At 53.9% G+C, this 16391-nt stretch carries 18 protein-coding genes; 9 read left to right on the top strand and 9 right to left on the bottom strand.

The window, feature by feature from the left end:
• Positions 1-37 precede the first annotated feature (37 nt).
• From ilvB to HPY73_06600, 4 genes are all read left to right on the top strand, one after another.
• Positions 38-1765 carry a biosynthetic-type acetolactate synthase large subunit gene (gene ilvB, locus HPY73_06615; GenBank protein ID QLH75141.1) on the top strand — a complete coding sequence of 576 codons (1728 nt, stop codon included), beginning with the start codon at positions 38-40 and terminating at the stop codon, positions 1763-1765.
• 82 nt (positions 1766-1847) lie between these two features.
• Positions 1848-2945: a ketol-acid reductoisomerase gene (ilvC, locus tag HPY73_06610; protein ID QLH75140.1), complete on the top strand. Its 1098-nt coding sequence runs from the start codon at positions 1848-1850 to the stop codon at positions 2943-2945.
• 47 nt (positions 2946-2992) lie between these two features.
• Positions 2993-3502, top strand: coding sequence for a hypothetical protein (locus HPY73_06605; protein ID QLH75139.1), 510 nt, complete (start codon positions 2993-2995; stop codon positions 3500-3502).
• Positions 3503-3552: 50 nt separating this feature from the next.
• Positions 3553-3921 carry a hypothetical protein gene (locus tag HPY73_06600; protein QLH75138.1) on the top strand — a complete coding sequence of 123 codons (369 nt, stop codon included), beginning with the start codon at positions 3553-3555 and terminating at the stop codon, positions 3919-3921.
• Here the strand turns inward: HPY73_06600 and HPY73_06595 are convergent.
• From HPY73_06595 to HPY73_06575, 5 genes are all read right to left on the bottom strand, one after another.
• On the bottom strand, positions 3918-4655 hold the full coding sequence (locus HPY73_06595; protein ID QLH75137.1) for a hypothetical protein: 738 nt from the start codon (positions 4653-4655) through the stop codon (positions 3918-3920). The genes HPY73_06600 and HPY73_06595 overlap by 4 nt on opposite strands.
• A 40-nt stretch (positions 4656-4695) precedes the next feature.
• Entirely contained in the window at positions 4696-6054 is a 1359-nt protein-coding gene (locus HPY73_06590) for a TldD/PmbA family protein (protein ID QLH75136.1), read from the bottom strand.
• Positions 6055-7431 (bottom strand): TldD/PmbA family protein, encoded by a 1377-nt coding sequence (locus tag HPY73_06585; protein ID QLH75135.1) that lies wholly within the window; start codon positions 7429-7431, stop codon positions 6055-6057. It abuts the gene before it with no gap.
• Positions 7431-8519 (bottom strand): aminopeptidase P family protein, encoded by a 1089-nt coding sequence (locus tag HPY73_06580; protein ID QLH75134.1) that lies wholly within the window; start codon positions 8517-8519, stop codon positions 7431-7433. The genes HPY73_06585 and HPY73_06580 overlap by 1 nt, the downstream gene beginning before the upstream one ends.
• A 75-nt stretch (positions 8520-8594) precedes the next feature.
• The gene (locus tag HPY73_06575) at positions 8595-9413 is read right to left on the bottom strand and encodes an aspartate dehydrogenase (protein ID QLH75133.1); all 819 of its coding nucleotides are present in this window, start codon (positions 9411-9413) and stop codon (positions 8595-8597) included.
• A gap of 268 nt (positions 9414-9681) precedes the next feature.
• Here HPY73_06575 and HPY73_06570 point away from each other — a divergent pair, with 268 nt between their 5' ends.
• Complete coding sequence (locus HPY73_06570; GenBank protein QLH75709.1) at positions 9682-10086, top strand: archease; 405 nt, start codon at positions 9682-9684, stop codon at positions 10084-10086.
• Positions 10087-10095: 9 nt separating this feature from the next.
• On the opposite strand, the gene HPY73_06565 is transcribed toward HPY73_06570, so the two are convergent.
• Positions 10096-10596, bottom strand: coding sequence for an N-acetyltransferase family protein (locus tag HPY73_06565; protein ID QLH75132.1), 501 nt, complete (start codon positions 10594-10596; stop codon positions 10096-10098).
• Between the two features lie 176 nt (positions 10597-10772).
• Between HPY73_06565 and HPY73_06560 the strand changes: the two genes are divergently transcribed.
• The 4 genes from HPY73_06560 to HPY73_06545 all read left to right on the top strand — a co-directional run bounded on the left by HPY73_06560 (position 10773) and on the right by HPY73_06545 (position 14813).
• Positions 10773-11882 (top strand): hypothetical protein, encoded by a 1110-nt coding sequence (locus tag HPY73_06560; protein QLH75131.1) that lies wholly within the window; start codon positions 10773-10775, stop codon positions 11880-11882.
• A gap of 200 nt (positions 11883-12082) precedes the next feature.
• Positions 12083-14092, top strand: coding sequence for a hydantoinase/oxoprolinase family protein (locus HPY73_06555; protein QLH75708.1), 2010 nt, complete (start codon positions 12083-12085; stop codon positions 14090-14092).
• A complete protein-coding gene (locus HPY73_06550; GenBank protein ID QLH75130.1) occupies positions 14089-14451 on the top strand; it encodes a hypothetical protein in 363 nt (120 codons plus the stop codon). Before HPY73_06555 ends, HPY73_06550 begins: the two co-directional genes overlap by 4 nt.
• The gene (locus HPY73_06545; protein ID QLH75129.1) at positions 14436-14813 is read left to right on the top strand and encodes a hypothetical protein; all 378 of its coding nucleotides are present in this window, start codon (positions 14436-14438) and stop codon (positions 14811-14813) included. Before HPY73_06550 ends, HPY73_06545 begins: the two co-directional genes overlap by 16 nt.
• Before the next feature lie 27 nt (positions 14814-14840).
• On the opposite strand, the gene HPY73_06540 is transcribed toward HPY73_06545, so the two are convergent.
• The 3 genes from HPY73_06540 to HPY73_06530 are packed head-to-tail and all read right to left on the bottom strand — an operon-like array spanning position 14841 to position 16344.
• Positions 14841-15191, bottom strand: a complete 351-nt coding sequence (locus HPY73_06540; GenBank protein ID QLH75707.1) for a hypothetical protein — start codon at positions 15189-15191, stop codon at positions 14841-14843.
• Between the two features lie 2 nt (positions 15192-15193).
• Positions 15194-15658 carry a hypothetical protein gene (locus tag HPY73_06535; protein QLH75128.1) on the bottom strand — a complete coding sequence of 155 codons (465 nt, stop codon included), beginning with the start codon at positions 15656-15658 and terminating at the stop codon, positions 15194-15196.
• The gene (locus tag HPY73_06530) at positions 15655-16344 is read right to left on the bottom strand and encodes a hypothetical protein (protein QLH75127.1); all 690 of its coding nucleotides are present in this window, start codon (positions 16342-16344) and stop codon (positions 15655-15657) included. Before HPY73_06530 ends, HPY73_06535 begins: the two co-directional genes overlap by 4 nt.
• Between the last annotated feature and the right edge of the window lie 47 nt (positions 16345-16391).

The raw sequence follows: 16391 nt of genomic DNA, 5'->3' as shown, positions 1-16391 counted from the left end.
AAATGAGTACTGAAGGAGATACCAGGATGGTAATGATATGAGAGGATCGAAGGCAGTCCTAAAATTGCTGGAAGGTCAGGGAGCAGATGTGATATTCGGTTACCCAGGCGCAAACACGCTACCGATATATGATGACCTTTTGGACTCTTCGATCCACCATGTCCTTGTCCGCCATGAGCAGGGGGCCGCCCACATGGCCGATGGGTACGCTCGTTCCACTGGCAGGCCTGGGATATGCATGTCAACATCAGGACCTGGTGCGACGAACCTTGTTACAGGCGTGGCCACCGCCTATGCGGATTCCTCGCCGATGATGGTCATCACTGGTCAGGTCTCCACACAGATGCTGGGCGAGAACGCGTTCCAAGAAGCGGACATCTTCTCCCTGATGATGCCCATAACAAAACACAGTTTCAGGGTGCTTGATCCCAACAGGATACCGGAGGCCATCAAGAAAGGATGGGGTATCGCTACGACCGGTCGCATGGGCCCAGTGCACATCGATCTGCCTGTGGACGTGCTATGGAAACAGATCGCCGATGAGGCCCTTTATGAGGAGTTCCACGCCCCTTGTCCCGTCGAGGATATGTCGAGGGTGTTGGAAGCGGTGAAACTGCTACGGGATGCGGAGCGGCCCATGATGCTCGTCGGAGGGGGGGCCATCTGGTCTCATGCCGGCGAAGAGGTCCGCAAACTGGCCGAGATGCTCATGGCCCCGGTGGCGACCACGATGATGGGCAAGGGCATCATCCCAGAGGACCACCCATTGGCCATGGGGATGTTGGGCATGCACGGCAGAGAGGTGGCGAGGAGAGCATATGAGAGCTGCGACGTCATGCTCGTGGTCGGGTCGCGGTTCAGCGACAGGTCCACAGGACTTCCGACCGACCTTCCCGAATCGACCAAGATAATCCATATCGACATCGACCCTATGGAGGCGGGCAAGAACAAGAGAACGAAGGTGCGGATCGTGGGCGATGCGCGGAAGGCCCTCCAGCTCCTGATAAAAGGACTCTCGAGGGCAAAGGCGGGCAGCGAGTGGTGCAAAAGGATGGTCCACCTTCGCCAGATCTGCGATTGTGAGATGGACATAGACGAGATGCCCATCAAACCACAGAAGGTGATGCTGGAGCTCAGGAAGGCGCTTTCGGACGATGCATATGTCTGCACGGAGGTGGGGCAGAACCAGATGTGGGCAGCTCACTTCCTGAGGATGAGGACGCCTGGGCATTTCATCTCATCTGGAGGGATGGGGACCATGGGCTTCGGGTTCCCAGCATCTCTGGGCGTAAAGTACGCCCACCGTGATAAGCAGGTGGTCGACATAGCCGGCGACGGGTCGCTCCAAATGGTCTCAAAGGAGTTCGCGACGGCGATGTCCGAGGACCTTCCTGTGGTGATATGTCTTCTCAATAACAGCTGGCTCGGCATGGTGAGACAGTGGCAGAAGCTGTTGAACGACGGCCGATATTCTGGGACCAATCTTGAAAGGAACCCAGACTTCGTCAAGCTCGCCCGGTCGTATGGGGCAGACGCCCTGAGGGTGGAGAGGCCATCGGAGCTGGCGGAGGCGTTCGAGAAGGCGTTAAGGTCCGATGTGCCATTCCTGCTGGACATCGTTGTGGATGTCGAGGAGGACATCCTGCCGATGCTTCCTGGAGGAAGGTCGTCCAAAGAGGTCATACATGGAAAAAGATGCCGGTTCGGCAGGCCTCATGAAAAACTATTGGACAAGGACATCACCATGGAGATCGCCGGGGCTTGAGGGCGTACAAGACCTACAACGGTAAATATCGGGATCATGATAGCATGTCGGTCCATGTCATATACTTCCTATAGGTGAAAAAATGGCAAAGATATACCACGATTCTGACGCTGACCTTAAGGTCCTGAAAGGCAAGAAGATCGCAGTAATCGGTTTCGGAAGCCAGGGAAAGGCGCAATCGATGTGCCTTAAGGATTCTGGCCTGGATGTTGTCGTCGGTCTCCGCAAGGGCGGCAGGTCATGGGATGAGGCTAAGAAGAACGGCATGAAGGTCGCTGCGGTGGCCGATGCCGTGAAGGATGCGGACGTAGTGATGATCCTTCTACCAGATGAGGTACAGGGAGAGGTCTATAAGACCGAGATCGCCCCGAACCTCAAGCCAGGCGCCGCGCTCGATTTCGCACACGGCTTCAGCATCGTCTTTAAAGAGATCAAGCCCCCAAAGAACGTGGATGTAATAATGATGGCACCGAAATCGCCAGGCCCCATGGTGAGGCAGACATTTGTCGAAGGGTTCGGCGTCCCAGCACTGATAGCGGTAGAGCATGACCATACTGGGAAGGCGAAGGAGATCGCGTTGGCGCTCGCCAAGGGGATCGGTGCGACCAAGGCGGGAGTGATCGAGACGACCTTTACCGAAGAGGCGACGTCGGACCTTTTCGGCGAACAGGCAGTGCTTTGCGGAGGGGTCACTGCGCTGGTCGAGGCGGGCTTTGAGACGTTGGTCAAGAACGGCTACCAGCCCGAGATCGCATATTTCGAGTGCCTTCACGAGCTGAAGCTCATCGTTGACCTCTTCCAGAGGGGCGGTATGATGCACATGTGGACCAATGTGTCCAACACAGCGGAGTACGGAGGGCTTTCCAGGAGGTCAAGGCTGATCACAGATGAGACCCGAAAGGAGATGGCCCTGATGCTCAAAGAGATACAGGAAGGTAAGTTCGCCAAGGAGTGGATGAAGGACGCGAAGTCCGGGATGAAGAAGCTCCAGAAGCTTGAGAAGGAGGAGGCCGAGAGCGAGATCGAGGTCGTTGGCAAGAACATACGCTCCCTGTTCGAGTTCCAGCCGCCCGCTGAAAAGAAGGCCGCCGAGGCCGCCCCTAAGAAAAAGCCGGTGAAAAAGCCTGGGACAAAGAGGTCGGCCGCCAAGACCAGAAAAAGGACATCAGCGAAGAAGTGACCTTCTGGTCAATGATCTTGTTTTCCTTTCCTGAGAAGGTCCTCCACATGATAAGGCAGAGGTTCCCTTATGAAAAAAAGGCAATAAGATCGATATTTTTGTTCCTCATCCTTATGAATGTCCTCGTGGGGTGTCTCATGTTCCTTCTCGTGCCGCAGGAGGAGCTGTTGGAGGCTTTTTTAATAATATTCTCGATACTTGTGCCGATCACTGTGGTTTTCGGCCTCTCTCCCTTGCTGACATCACATGAGGTCCATGAGACCTACATCGTGCTGAGACAGGGATGGTATTACAGGAACAGGATAGACCTGAGCGATATAATTTCAATGACGAGGGTAAAGAACGGTCCCTGGAGCTACGGCCTGCACTTCATAGGCAACAACACCATATATGTCAATGGCAGGACCAAGGACCTTATATTGCTGGAGCTCAAGGGAACCTCTTCGACCACTGGCAAGAAAAGGAGGATGACCAGGATATTATTCGACACCTCTGACAACGACGCTTTCGTCAGGTCGATAGGCCGCAGGTTCGACAGGGAGACCGACCATTATTGATGAAGCATGGTTATCAATCCCTTGATACATTTAACCCTGGAGATGATGCCTTGACGAGGATCGTGATGCGGACGAGGTACGAAAGATTTGATATCGAGCTCAATGAGACCGACACCGCCAATGCTGTCTACCTGTCATTGCCATTGACAAGGGAGGTCAATGTCTGGGGAGGTGAGATCTATTTCCCGGTCCCGGTCGACCACCCCCTGGAGAATGGAAAGAAGGTCATGGACGTAGGAGAGGTGGCGTTCTGGCCTGAGGGGAACGCTTTCTGTATCTTCTTCGGTAGGACGCCTTTCAGCAGGGGAGAGGCCCCAGAGGCGTATGGCCCGGTCACCCCGATAGGGAAGGTCATTTCGAACATTGAGAGGCTTGAGGGGATCGCAGATAAGACCGAGATCACACTGGACAGGTCCTAAAGACCGTCAAGATACCTTCGGACCGTCCTGCCAAGAAGCACCATTTCCGGTCCATTGGCATCGGCCATCATGTCCGCGGCCACTATGGCCACCCAAGAATCCAGCTCTTCATCGGGACGTCCGCATATCTTCATGTACTCCTTCCTGAAGGAGTCTGCGAGCACATCCTCGCCGCCCATCTTTAGCAGGACAATGGTCCTCGCCACATCAGCAAGATATGGCCCGCACCTGACCTTGTCCCAGACCATGGTCATTGGCCCGTCATAACTGACCACAACGTTCTGTGGTATGTAGTTCCAATTGCACACGCTCTCTCCATCTGGTAGGGACCGGACCAGTCCCTTCAATCTTTCGATCTCATCATCCGTAAGACCAGAGGGGGCCGAAGGCATCCTCAAAAGGTCCTTGACGTTCCTCAGCTCAGGTGCCATGTAAAGATGCATCTCGTGGGCCTCGTGCGCGAACAGGGAGACCATCCGGTCCCAATGGCTCGGGCTGGACCTGAGCCATTCGGAATAAAGTACCCCTTCCGGCATGTCCAGCACAAGCCCGGTCCTGTCCTCTCTGTTCATCACTGCATGAACGAATGGAGCTTTGACGCCTATCGCCCTGACCATATTGATGGAAGAGGCCAAGGCCTGGGCCGTCCTCGTCGTCGTTCCTTTCGGTAGCAGGTGCAGCACCTTCCCCTCGCCGAGCGGCAGCATCTCAGCCCTCAATCTTTCACCGCTCATCTATTGACGAGAGCGTAGATAAAGGCGCACTTGCGCGCTCTTACTGCCCGACCAGCTCGAACCCGTCGAACGAAATAGATGGCAGGATGCAGTACCTTGAGACCGTGGCATCGTTCGCGACGTCCCTTACCGACCTAAGAGCATCATACATATTTCCTGTGAGCAGTGCATGGTCGATGGTCCCCTTGACCTCGCCTTTTTCGATGACGTGCGCGCATCTGACCTCAAAAGCGAACGCCCCCGTGATGGGATTGGCATCACTGGATGCGAGCTTTTCTACCATGATGCCTTTGTCCACCTCGGAGATGACCTGCTCCAGGCTTTTCGGTCCTGGCTCCACCACCATGTTTATCGGAGATATCCCCAACCCCATTCTGTAGATGCCCTGGGCATCGTTAGGCTCCCTTCTAAGGGCGTTGCCCGTGCTCTCGACACCGGCCAAGAGGGCGTTGTAATGGTCATACATGTACCCTTTGAGAACGCCCCTTCCAACGAGCTGTCTGGTCATCGTCCTCGAGCCTTCATCGTCATAGGCACAGGAGCACATCCCCCTCTCATCGAAAGGGTCGTCCGTGATAGTGACCTTCGGGGATGCGACGACCTCCCCCACCTTCCCCGCCCAGGGGCTCCTCTTCTTATGCACGTTCTCCGCGGACAGCGCAAACGCCGCCGTCGACAGCAACATCCCGCTCAGCTCGTCCGGCGGCAATATCACCGTGAGCCTCTCCTTTCCTTTATAGGGGACGGCCCTATGAGCGTTGACCGCCCTTCTGGCCAAGATCTCGCCCGTCGCAATGGGATCGAACCTGGAAAGGTGCGGTGTGAAGATCGATACCACGCCCTCGCCAGGGTCGTTTCCTTCGGTCATGGACGTGACATGGGCGTACAGCATGGTGCTCCTTTGGTCTGTCTCCGCCCCGTTGGTGTTCATCACCATGAACTGCATCAGGGATGCCCTGATCACCCCATTGGGGACCTTGACCCCGCCATTTCGCGTTGCTGAGATGACCAGCTCTCCCGCGAGGTCGGCCAGGTCGTTGACAGACGTCCCCGCCAGGCCCTTGTCGTAGCTGTTCGGTACATCGGCCCCCTTGTGCCCCTTCGGAAAGCTCTTGAAGACCGGGTCGGGGCCGCTGACGTTGGCGAGGCCCACGGCCGTCCTTGCGCACCACTCTGCGTCCCGCATGCTGTTGACCGTGGCGCATGATTGTCCGACCTTTTTGGACCTGATGACCCTGATGGCCATCCCTTGGTCCTGCTTCTCTTCGACGTTCTTGATCTTCCCGTCGTCGATATATACGGATGCCGTCCTCGACCTTATCGAGAATACCTCCACCTCCGAAGCACCTTCCCCCAAGGCCACTTTTATGGCCTTCCTCATGAATGGTTCCATGCTCAATCAGCCACCCCCGAGGACTATCTTGGACCTGCAATAAGGCCCTCCGGAAGATACCGGGACCCAGTCCTCTATGCCCTTTCCACAGGTCCCAGGGCCAAGCCTCACTTCCTTTCCTACGGCGTCGACGGTCTTGAGTATCTCGAGCGCGTTACCGGTGAGGGTGAAGGACCTCAGCATATCGGTCACCTCCCCGTTCTCGATCAGGAAGCCCCTGGCAGTCTTTGCCTCGAACCCGCCTCCTACTGGGTCCTCCATTCCGTTGATCATCTTGTCGGTCATAACACCGAACTTGACATCCTCGATCATCTCCTCAAGGTCCATGTCTCCCTTATCAAAGAAGGTGTTCGTCATCCTCACAAAGACCTTTCTCCCAAAGTCCTGGGCCCTTCCGTTTCCTGTCGGCACAGCCCCCATCTGCGAAGCAGTTTCCAGGCTCTGCATATATCCTTTGTAGACGCCGTTCTCGATTATGACCGTTCTCGAGCTCGGGGTTCCCTCATCATCAAAGGGGATATGGCCATGATGGCCTCTCCAGGAACCGTCATCGATCATCGTTATCTTCTCGGAGGCGACCTTCTTTCCCACCGCATCTGTCAGGAACGATCTTCTTTTGACTGTCTCGTCGGCCTCTGATGCATGCCCCATGACCTCATGGGCCAGCAGGCCCGATATCACGGGGTCGCTTATGCATGTCATCATACCGGAGGGTGCCTTCTTGGCCTTGAGCATCTTGACCGCCTCCTCCGCTGTCTCCCTGCCCATCGCCTCGATGTCCCTGCCCCGGACGGCCTCGAACCCTTCGGTCCTGCCCATGCTGCTATAGAACATCTCGGTGGTCCCGCCTTCTGAGGCCACGGTCTGCACGAAAAGCCTCGTTCTTACCTCCTCCCATTCCAGCTCATCCCCGAAGGAGTTGGCCAATGAGTTCTTCCTGACCTCCTCCCGGTATATCGAGTTCGTGTTGACCACCTTCGGTCCTATCCTTTGGGCCCTGTCCAGGTCCATCGCCGCTGCCAATTTCTCCTCGATGGGGACCGTTGAGGGGTGGACCTTCACATCTGCCTTGAACGTTCCCTTCCTCGACCTCCTGTCCGCTATCTTGACGCCCTCGGCGGTGCCGACCCTTGCACATCTGACCGCCTTGGAGGCGGCCTCTATCATGGCCTCTCGGTTGACCTCTATGAGCGTGGTCGAGCCCCATGACCCCTTGACCCTGGCCCTAAGGCAGACCCCGGATACCTTGTCCTCCGTTATGGTCCTGACCCCAGCGTCCACCACCAATATGCCGACCCTCTCGATCGTCTGGTGCCTCGCATCGCAGAAATCGGCGCCCTCATCTCTCATGACCTCTACCGCCTTCACGAGGTCGTCCCTCATCAGACCACCACCATGTCCTTCGGTGCCTTTGTCAATATCTCGCATCCTTTCTTGGTGACGACGATGTCGTCCTCGATCCTCACACCGAACTTCCCCGGCAAGTAGATCCCCGGCTCGACCGTCAGGACCATCCCTTCTTCAAGGATGAGATCGATGTTCGGTCCTAACCTGCCCCCATCATGTACGCTGAGGCCTATGCTGTGGCCAAGCGAATGGATGAAAAGTCCTTTGAACTCAGAGGAATCGATGATTCTTCTTGCAACGGCATCGATGTCCTTCCCGTTCATACCGGGCCTTATCTCGGCCAATGCGGCCATCTGGGCCTCCAGCACCGTTGCGTACATTCTCTTCTGCACGGATGTCGCCCTCCCGACGAAGAAGGTCCTTGTGATGTCCGAGCCGTACCTGCGGACAAGGCCCCCATAGTCAAAAAGAGCGGTGTCGTTCTTTCTTAATCTTGTCTTATCTGGCTCGTGATGAGGTTCGGCCGAGTTCGCTCCAAAAGATGCTATGGTGGTGAACGAGGGGGCCGTCGCGCCATATCTCATCATCCTGTAATTTATCTCGGCCGCCGCCTCATACTCTGTCATACCAGAGGTGATGAGGTCCGGTATCTCCTCTGCGACCTTTGACACTATGGAGCAGGCCTCCCTGAGCCTTTCCACCTCTTCCTTATCTTTCACAAGCTTGGCCTTCACGAGGGCGGGTCCGACGTCGATGAACCTGGCGCGTGGCAGCCAGGTCCGTAGCTCCATGAAATGGTTGTAGGACAGGCCCTTCCCATTCACCCCGATGCGTTTTACCTTCCCGAACATCTCCTTGACCGTCCGGGCCTTTTCATCCTTGTCCCTGAAAACGGTGACCCTGGCCCTGCTGCCTCTTGCACTGGTCTCTTCCAACGGGTTCGTTATGATATCGACCATTCCATCTGGCCAGGCAGCAGCTAGGCAGTTCTCGAAGAGCCCGGAAGTAGTGCCGCTCACATATGTGAACATGGTGTCGATATTGGGTTCTTCCTCATTAGTGAAAATGACCACATCGACCTCATCTCTTACAAGCTCAAAGATACGTTTGGCCCTTGCATCCATTCGACCCACTCGGCCAGAATCAAAGTATATGGTAAAAATAGGTTCGCCGCCCCTCGGCGGCCTTTATGAAGGGTCTCATATCCCTATCCAGACATTACCAGCTATGCGTTTTATGGCAGCTATCGCAGAAAGTGCGGCAAGATAGCTGGTAGCGGGGTTCGAAGGGAAGGGGACGTTCTCGGTCTCGGCGGTTATCTCGCCAAAGACCCCTTTGACGATCAATTTGTGCGTGTTGCAATCGCTGAAGGGGTCGCATATTAGCTGGACCTTGGTCTTGTCAAGGCCAAGGCCGAGCAAGGATATCGTGGCCGAGACGTTGACGTTCTTTGGAAAATGGATGATCGCCTCTCTCGCAGGGCCTTCATAGATCACCGTCCTTTCCTTCAGCTTGTCAACATCGATGCCCTTGGTCTTCAGATAGGGGTTGTCCTTGAAGCTCTTCGGGCCCTTGATGCTTATGAGCTCCACGCTGTCTATCTTGTCCACCGAAGCTGAGTGAAGGCCGTCCGTCCCGCAGACAGCACCAGAAGGGACATAGAGCCGACCACCTTTCTTCTTCGCCAGATTGAAACATTTCTGTCTGAGGGCGTCATCCGCAAAGGCACCGACGCTCATGACCAGGACATCCTTGCCAAAACCTAAAATGAAGGGCACATAATGGGCGACCGCGTCCTGGCTTGCGGCCTCCACCACCAGGTCGAGGTGCTTCAGGTGCGCTCTGATGCTCTCATCTGTGTTGGCGATGAACTTCGCCTTTCTGTATTCGCTAACGAGCTGCTGGGCACGGTCCTCGTTCTTGTCCGTCATATAGAAGAGGTCGACCTCCTCCATGGTGTCGATGACCTTGGCCAAGGTCTGCCCTATCGCCCCGCACCCTATGATGAGTAGCCTCATGACCTTTAGGAACTACGAGGTTGGATTTAACGATAGCGACATCGATGATGCGGTCCTGGAGGAACATCATGGGGCACTTTACCCCCCTGGAAAAATAAGGATGTTCTTGGCCTGATCTATTTGGCTTTATGATCAGGAAAGGGGTTGTTTTTAAGGACACAGCATGGGGGTGGGTTATTGCGACCGATAGGTCGTTACATCATGTGTTTCTTTGTTCAGCATGTGGTCTAGAAAAGGATTAATCAAGGTCGGGTGTTAGGAGTTGGCGATGAGATACGAGCTGCTGGAGCACACCGCGGATGTCATGATCAGAGCAAAGGGCAGGTCACTGGCGGAGTGCTTCGCGAACGCTGCTTATGCCCTTTTCGACCAGATCGTTGATGTCGAAAAGGTGGAAGAGCGCAGGGAATATTCCTTCAACGTTGAAGGTTTTGACCTGGAGTCCCTTCTCATGAACTTCCTCTCGGAGTTCCTGTACATACATGATACCACAAGACTGGTCTTCTGCAGGTTCGATGTCAGGATCGAAGGGGTTGCCCTGACATGCACGGCATGGGGGGAGGAGATCGATGTCGAGCGACACAGGGCAAAAAGAGAGATCAAGGCGGTCACCTACCATATGATGAAGATAGATGAAAAAGAGCCCTCCGTGCAGGTATTGTTTGACATCTGAATTTATTGGTCAGAGTAGGAGCTGGAGCATCTTAATGTCGACCCAGTGCCCTAACTTATAACCGACCTGATGCAGATGTCCTACCTCAATAAAACCCTTCTTCTTGTGCAAGGCCAATGATGGTGTGTGTTCCGCGTTGATGACGGAGATTATGCTCCTGAACCCATTCCACCTGGCCCGGGCGATGAGCTCATCGAGGAGCGCTCCGCCGATCCCCATCCTCTTCATGTCGTCCCTGACGTATATCGCATCCTCAACGGTTGGTCTATATGCGGCTCTCACGCGATATTTTGAAAGGGACGCCCACCCGAGCAAATCCCCTTCGTGCTCGGCGACTATGATGGGATGCTCAGGACCATGTTCATTGAACCAAAGCCTGCGTTCTTCCATCGGGATCGGTCCGATATCCATCGTGCAATCGGACCTAGGGACGTAGAAGTTATAGATATCGTTGATGGCCTCCAGGTCCTCATCCTTTGCATCCCTGATGGTTATTGTGATAGACATCATCAATGCCAGCAACTTACATTTATTTTTTTAAATCGGTCAGACCATCGAAGAAGGAGGCCCTCGACCTAGCTGCCCAACTCCTTCAGATGGGAATATTTATGAAGACATTCGTCCACTGACCATAGGAGCATATGCTTAGAGACGATAGCTCGACGATGTAAGGAGAAGGGAATAAGATGGAGTTCGATGGCCTTGACGACCTGATGCCATACGATGGAAAGGTGTTCATCAGCGAGTGCGATGGCGCCGTGTCGAGGAACAATCCGGTCCATGAGGCCTGCATCAAGTTCATTCCGGAAGGGCACCGGTTCCTAAAGGTCATATCGAGCTACGACGAGGTCCTTGCCAATGTCGTGAGGAAGGACGGACATAGGGAAGGGGATAGGGCAAAGATGGTCCTCCCGTTCCTCAAGGCATATGGGGTGACGGACCATTCCCTGGTGGAACATTTTAAGGGGGCCCTGCGGTTAGTGCCCGGTTCTGGCAAGACCATGAGGTTTGTTCAAGAGATAATGTCCCCTTTCTTGGTCACATCATTATATGAACATCATGTCACGGCGGTCTGCGAGAACGTCGGATTCCCCTTCGAGAACACCTTTTGTATCAGGTTCAGCCTTGACTCCGTCAAGATCGATGACTGGGAAGCACAGACCTTGAGAGATATGGCGCAAGAGATCGCCTCGATGCCCCCTATCCATTGTTCTTTCGGCAACAGGCTTAAGGATCTGAGGCCGGAGGACAGAAGGACGATCCAACGTCTGGATCAGATGTTCTGGAATGATATGACGGATCTATCGAGCTATCACCTGATCATGGAGACGCCCATCATAGGGGATTCAGAGAAGGCGTCCGCGGTTGTGGAGATATGCAAGCGGATGGGGGTCTCTCTTGAGGACTGCATATACATCGGAGGGGCCGTGAGCGACCCCCGTTCATTAGGGATCGTGAGAAAGGGCGGTGGACTGGCCATATCCTTTAACGGGTGCGCCCAAGCGGTGAGAGAGGCGGACATCGCTGTGATATCGGACAACACGATCGTCAACTCCATGCTCGCTGATGCGTTCTATCGCTATGGAAAAGAGGCCATCCTTGATCTTGCCGACAATTGGAGCTATGAATCAATGAAAAGATCAGGGCTGGTACACGAGTACATTTTAAGAGAGTTCAGAAGGGCATTCGGGGAGGATATCCCTGTGGTGCAGAGGGTCACAGATGATAAGGTCAATGAGATCGCCCATAGGTCGTCAAAATATCGTTCGTGCGAGGCCGCATCGGATATAAGCTGAATGTGAAAGAGGATATTGATAAAACTATCGCTCTGGCATTGTAATTTTTTTTCATAAATTACTCCGTGGCGAAATATTTACATGCGTTAATGTGTCAATTAGTAGATGGAACAGAACTGTTGTTCAGCCCATCGTCATTCTTTATAAAGAGGGTTGGAGTTCTTACTTTACTATCCTATTGGGTCCTAAAGGTGGAAATGATGCATCTGGGTCTTGGAATCGACACTGGTGGAACATATACTGACTCTGTGATCATCGATCTTGAGAAGGGAAAGGTCCTGAGCAAGGCCAAGGCCTTGACGACAAGGCACGACCTTTCAGAAGGGATATCGAACTCTATCGGCAAGCTTGAGAACGTGAGACATTCTGACATCAGGCTCGTATCTGTCTCGTCCACTTTGGCAACCAACTCCGTTGTTGAAGGGAAGGGGTGCAGGGTAGGTCTCATCCTGGCTGGTGGGGAGTACCGGCAGATGGTGCCGATCGATGAGTTCATAGAGATCAAGGGCGGGCACAATCTTGTCGGTGAGAAGTTGGCTGACCTGGAGATCGACAAGGCCAGAGAATTCGTTATAAGGACGAAGGACAAGGTCGATGCCTATGCCATCTCAAGCTACCTGAGTGTAAGGAACCCGGAGCACGAGATGGCCCTGAAGAGGATGGTGCAGGGCATCTGCTCCCACCCCGTGGTCTGTGGTCACGAGCTCTCTTCAAAGCTTGGGTTCTATGAGAGAACGGTCACTGCGATCCTCAACGCCAAGCTCATCCCTATAATCGCCGACCTCTTAGATTCAGTGAAGAAGGTGCTGAAGAGCTATGGTATCGTCGCACCTTTGATGATAGTGAAGGGGGACGGGTCGTTGATGGGAGAGCAGGTCGCGAGCGAGAGACCGGTGGAGACCGTCCTTTCTGGACCGGCGGCCAGTTTGATCGGCGCAAAGTATCTTACGAGAGAAGAGAACGGGATCATGATCGATGTTGGAGGGACGACCACCGATATCGGCGTTCTAAGAAAAGGCATGCCCAGATTGGACCCTGAGGGGGCGATGATAGGTGGATGGCGCACGAGGGTAAAGGCAGCGGACATCTCCACCTCTGGATGCGGGGGGGACAGCAGGATAGTCGTCACCAATGGGAAGATCTATCTTAACCCTCTGCGGGTCATGCCGCTTTGCATCGCGTCATGCAGGTTCGATTGCATAAAACCAAAGCTCGTGAAGGCGAGCCAAGAAAAGCCGAGGCCACAGGCAGGACACGTGGCCATCGAAAATGTTATCCAGAATACGGAATTCTTCATCTTCAACAAGGCTGTCGTCGGTATGGAGCTCTCAAAAGAGGAACAGACCTTTGTGGACCTTGTCAAGCAGGAGCCGATGACCGTCTACGAGGTGTCGGAGAAAACAGGTATTCATCCGTTCAGTTTCAACATAAGGAGGTTGGAGGAGGTTGGCTACATACTTCGGATCGGCCTTACCCCGACCGACGTCCTGCATGCTGACAGGTCCTACATCGAATATGACGAGGAGGCGTCAAGGCTGGCGGTCGAGATACAATCGAACATTCTTGAGATCGAACCTTCAGAGTTCTGTAGGCAGGTCCGCCAGGCGGTCATCTACAAGATCTCGATGGAACTTATCAAAAAGCTCGTCTATGAGGAGACCGGCTCGATGCCCACCTGTGATGTCTGTATGGACACGTTCGATAAGACGATCACCCATAAACCAGGTCTGGACTACTCCATCAACCTGAAACTGCATAAAAAGATAATAGGTATCGGCGCACCTGTCGGTGCTTACCTTCCGGCTGTCGCCGAGAAGTTTGGGACACATCTGTTGCTCCCTGAGCACTCAGAGGTCGGTAACGCAGTAGGTGCCATCACTGGGAGCATCATGGAGACCGTAGAGGTTCTGATCAGGCCGAAACCTGGAGTGTCGGCAATGGATAATCCTCCCTGCATACTTCACTCTCCGCTCGAGAGGAAGGACTTTGATACATTGGATGAAGCGGTGGCCTATGCAGAGAACTGGGTAAGGGGTGCCGCTAAGGAAATGGCGGTCCAGGCGGGTGCCGACGAGGTAGAGGTTATCGTCGAGAAGGACGACAAGATCGGCCACCTGGGAAAGAGCTGGGGAACTGGCATTAGACTTGAGACCAAGGTGACAGCGACGGCGATAGGAAAACCGAGATTGTTCTTCGAGGCAAGGGTATGAGCGAAGAGGTGGACGTGGTAATATGCTCTGGGTATAGTCCTGGGGCCCGAGTGCTGAGAGCAGCTGTCAGAGAGGCCTCAAAAAAAGAAAGGATCAGGATGGTCACCGTCGCCCCTGCCTTGGCGGAGATCCCTAAGGCCGTGGAGGAGATGAGGGCGCTCGCGGGCCGATGCGTCGTCGTGGTGGACGGTTGTGAAGGTTTTTGCGGTCTTCAGACCTTGATGAGGTATGGCGTAAATCCCGTCGGGAAATTGATGTTGAACCAATATGCGATGGTCTCTGATAAGGCAGTCCAGTTGGAGTCAGAAAAAATCGTTAAACTAGTTCAGGAGGCAAGGAGCAAATGCGGAAAGGCGTGATAGTCTGCGGTGCCAATGGCGAGCGCGGCGTCATGCTCGAGCGGGCGATCGAGAAGTTCGGCCCAAGGAATACAGGCAAGATGCTGCAGTTCAGCATCTGTACGGTCGCGACCAGCCCTATCATGATATCTATGAGCGGGGTCGACATGAACGACCTCATCGCCATCAACGGATGCAGGAACAGATGCTGCGACCGGATCCTTGAGAAGGCTGGAATGAAGGTCGCCAGGTCCGTTGTCCTGGACGATGCGACAGATAGGAAGATCGGGCCATGTCAGTTCACAAGCGATTGGGATTTCCCTGACATCAAGGAGGACGAGATCTTGGCATTCTTGAAATTGATGGAGGACGCTCTTAAATAGAAATGGCATCATGAAGGAGCGAATCGTTCATCTATTTTTCTTCCAACCATTGTCCTCGTAATATTTTTCGACGACCTCAGAGATGTGCGTCTCCACCGACCTTGCGCGATATTTGTTGTTGATATGAGGGACGTCCCTGATGAACCATTCAAAATCACACTTGGGGCATCTTACTTTTGGACAGTTCTTGACCGCCTCTGCGCATCCACGGCACGCGGTGGTCCTGCCATAGACCAAGGCGAACTCAAAATTACAATTGGGGCATTTATGCCTCCTCACCGAATCGACAGTATTTGATGAGAACCCCTTTGCCCTCATCGCCATATAATAACCATCGAGCGCGTGTGGATCCGTTACAGGTTCTACCATATTCTTCATCCTCACTTGTGATGGGCTATGCCTTTTTCGGTCTCATAATAATCCTTCAGGACCTCATATTGGATCCCATAGGTCGGCAGGACTTTCTCGATGCTCTCCATGGAAGCATGTTTCACTGTGTCGTCCCAGATCCCGTGCACAATAACGTGGACGGTCATGTCGCCGACACTGAGCCCTCTGGCATCGAGGGCATTGGTGATGTTGACCGGCATCTGGTGATGTATCAACGAGGCGGCGAGCGTCGTGCCATGTTCCGACGAGAGGAACGCCTTTATATGACCCACGAGGTCCGCTCCGTCATTAAAGCATTCTTTGGTTATCTGCTCCAAGAGGGTCCTGACGAACTCCTCACATGCCTCCTTTGACATGACCTTGTTCGGTCGAATGGTCATGTGGATGCTGAACTTCCCAAGCTCGTCGACCAACCTGTGCATCTCGATGTGCAGTTCCTCGTCCATTTCTTTCATTGTTGCTGCCCCTCGACGTACTGTTTCCTGAGAAGTTCCTTTTCCATCGCCTCATCATACCTTGGGGAGAGCTCGGTCTCGATGAGGTTCGCGATCTCCTTGACCCCCTGATTTTGCTTCCCTGAGCCATGCATGATCTTTGCCCTTGGGTTGATGGATCTGACGAAATCCTCTGAACGCCTTATCTTTTCGGAAGTTGAAGCGTCTATCTTGTTGATGAAGACCACATCTGCCTCGCGTATCTGGGTCTCTACCAATCTCCTTACTGACTCCAATAGCTCGTCTATACGGACCGAATCGACGAGGGTCACAACGGGAGAGTGCTCGATCTTTGCCTCCATCTCCTCCTCCGAGTATTCTGCTGCCCTTTTCAACCCCCATGGTATCGCGACGCCTGAAGGTTCTACGATTATAATGTCTGGTTTGAAGGTATTGTACAAAGTTGCGACCGTGGTCGCAAAGCTTCCAGCTATCTGACAGCATATGCAACCTCCAGAGATCTCCTTCGCCTTCAATCCATACATCTCGATGAACTTCGCATCAACGTTGATGTCGCCCACGTCATTGACGACGATCGCGATGCGGTGCCCCCTGTTGACCAGTTCCTTCGCAACCTCGATAAGGAAGGTCGTTTTTCCGCTCCCCAGGAAGCCAGCTATCTGCGCGATCTTCATGTTCTCACTCAATTCATCTCGAACGCAATGACATTATTAAATAGGTTTTGAGGTCAAGG

It is taken from the genome of Methanomassiliicoccales archaeon (genome assembly GCA_013415865.1).
GTDB lineage: Archaea > Thermoplasmatota > Thermoplasmata > Methanomassiliicoccales > UBA472 > MVRC01.
The sequence above is the reverse complement of the archived record's forward strand: the minus strand, read 5'-3'. Positions and strand labels throughout refer to the sequence as shown.

Coding starts and splice junctions, on each gene's coding strand:
- ilvB (QLH75141.1), top strand. CDS start 38: ATGAGAGGATCGAAGGCAGTCCTAAAATTGCTGGAAGGTCAGGGAGCA.
- ilvC (QLH75140.1), top strand. CDS start 1,848: ATGGCAAAGATATACCACGATTCTGACGCTGACCTTAAGGTCCTGAAA.
- HPY73_06605 (QLH75139.1), top strand. CDS start 2,993: ATGATAAGGCAGAGGTTCCCTTATGAAAAAAAGGCAATAAGATCGATA.
- HPY73_06595 (QLH75137.1), bottom strand. CDS start 4,655: ATGAGCGGTGAAAGATTGAGGGCTGAGATGCTGCCGCTCGGCGAGGGG.
- HPY73_06585 (QLH75135.1), bottom strand. CDS start 7,431: ATGAGGGACGACCTCGTGAAGGCGGTAGAGGTCATGAGAGATGAGGGC.
- HPY73_06580 (QLH75134.1), bottom strand. CDS start 8,519: ATGGATGCAAGGGCCAAACGTATCTTTGAGCTTGTAAGAGATGAGGTC.
- HPY73_06575 (QLH75133.1), bottom strand. CDS start 9,413: ATGAGGCTACTCATCATAGGGTGCGGGGCGATAGGGCAGACCTTGGCC.
- HPY73_06570 (QLH75709.1), top strand. CDS start 9,682: ATGAGATACGAGCTGCTGGAGCACACCGCGGATGTCATGATCAGAGCA.
- HPY73_06565 (QLH75132.1), bottom strand. CDS start 10,596: ATGATGTCTATCACAATAACCATCAGGGATGCAAAGGATGAGGACCTG.
- HPY73_06560 (QLH75131.1), top strand. CDS start 10,773: ATGGAGTTCGATGGCCTTGACGACCTGATGCCATACGATGGAAAGGTG.
- HPY73_06555 (QLH75708.1), top strand. CDS start 12,083: ATGCATCTGGGTCTTGGAATCGACACTGGTGGAACATATACTGACTCT.
- HPY73_06550 (QLH75130.1), top strand. CDS start 14,089: ATGAGCGAAGAGGTGGACGTGGTAATATGCTCTGGGTATAGTCCTGGG.
- HPY73_06545 (QLH75129.1), top strand. CDS start 14,436: ATGCGGAAAGGCGTGATAGTCTGCGGTGCCAATGGCGAGCGCGGCGTC.
- HPY73_06540 (QLH75707.1), bottom strand. CDS start 15,191: ATGAAGAATATGGTAGAACCTGTAACGGATCCACACGCGCTCGATGGT.
- HPY73_06535 (QLH75128.1), bottom strand. CDS start 15,658: ATGAAAGAAATGGACGAGGAACTGCACATCGAGATGCACAGGTTGGTC.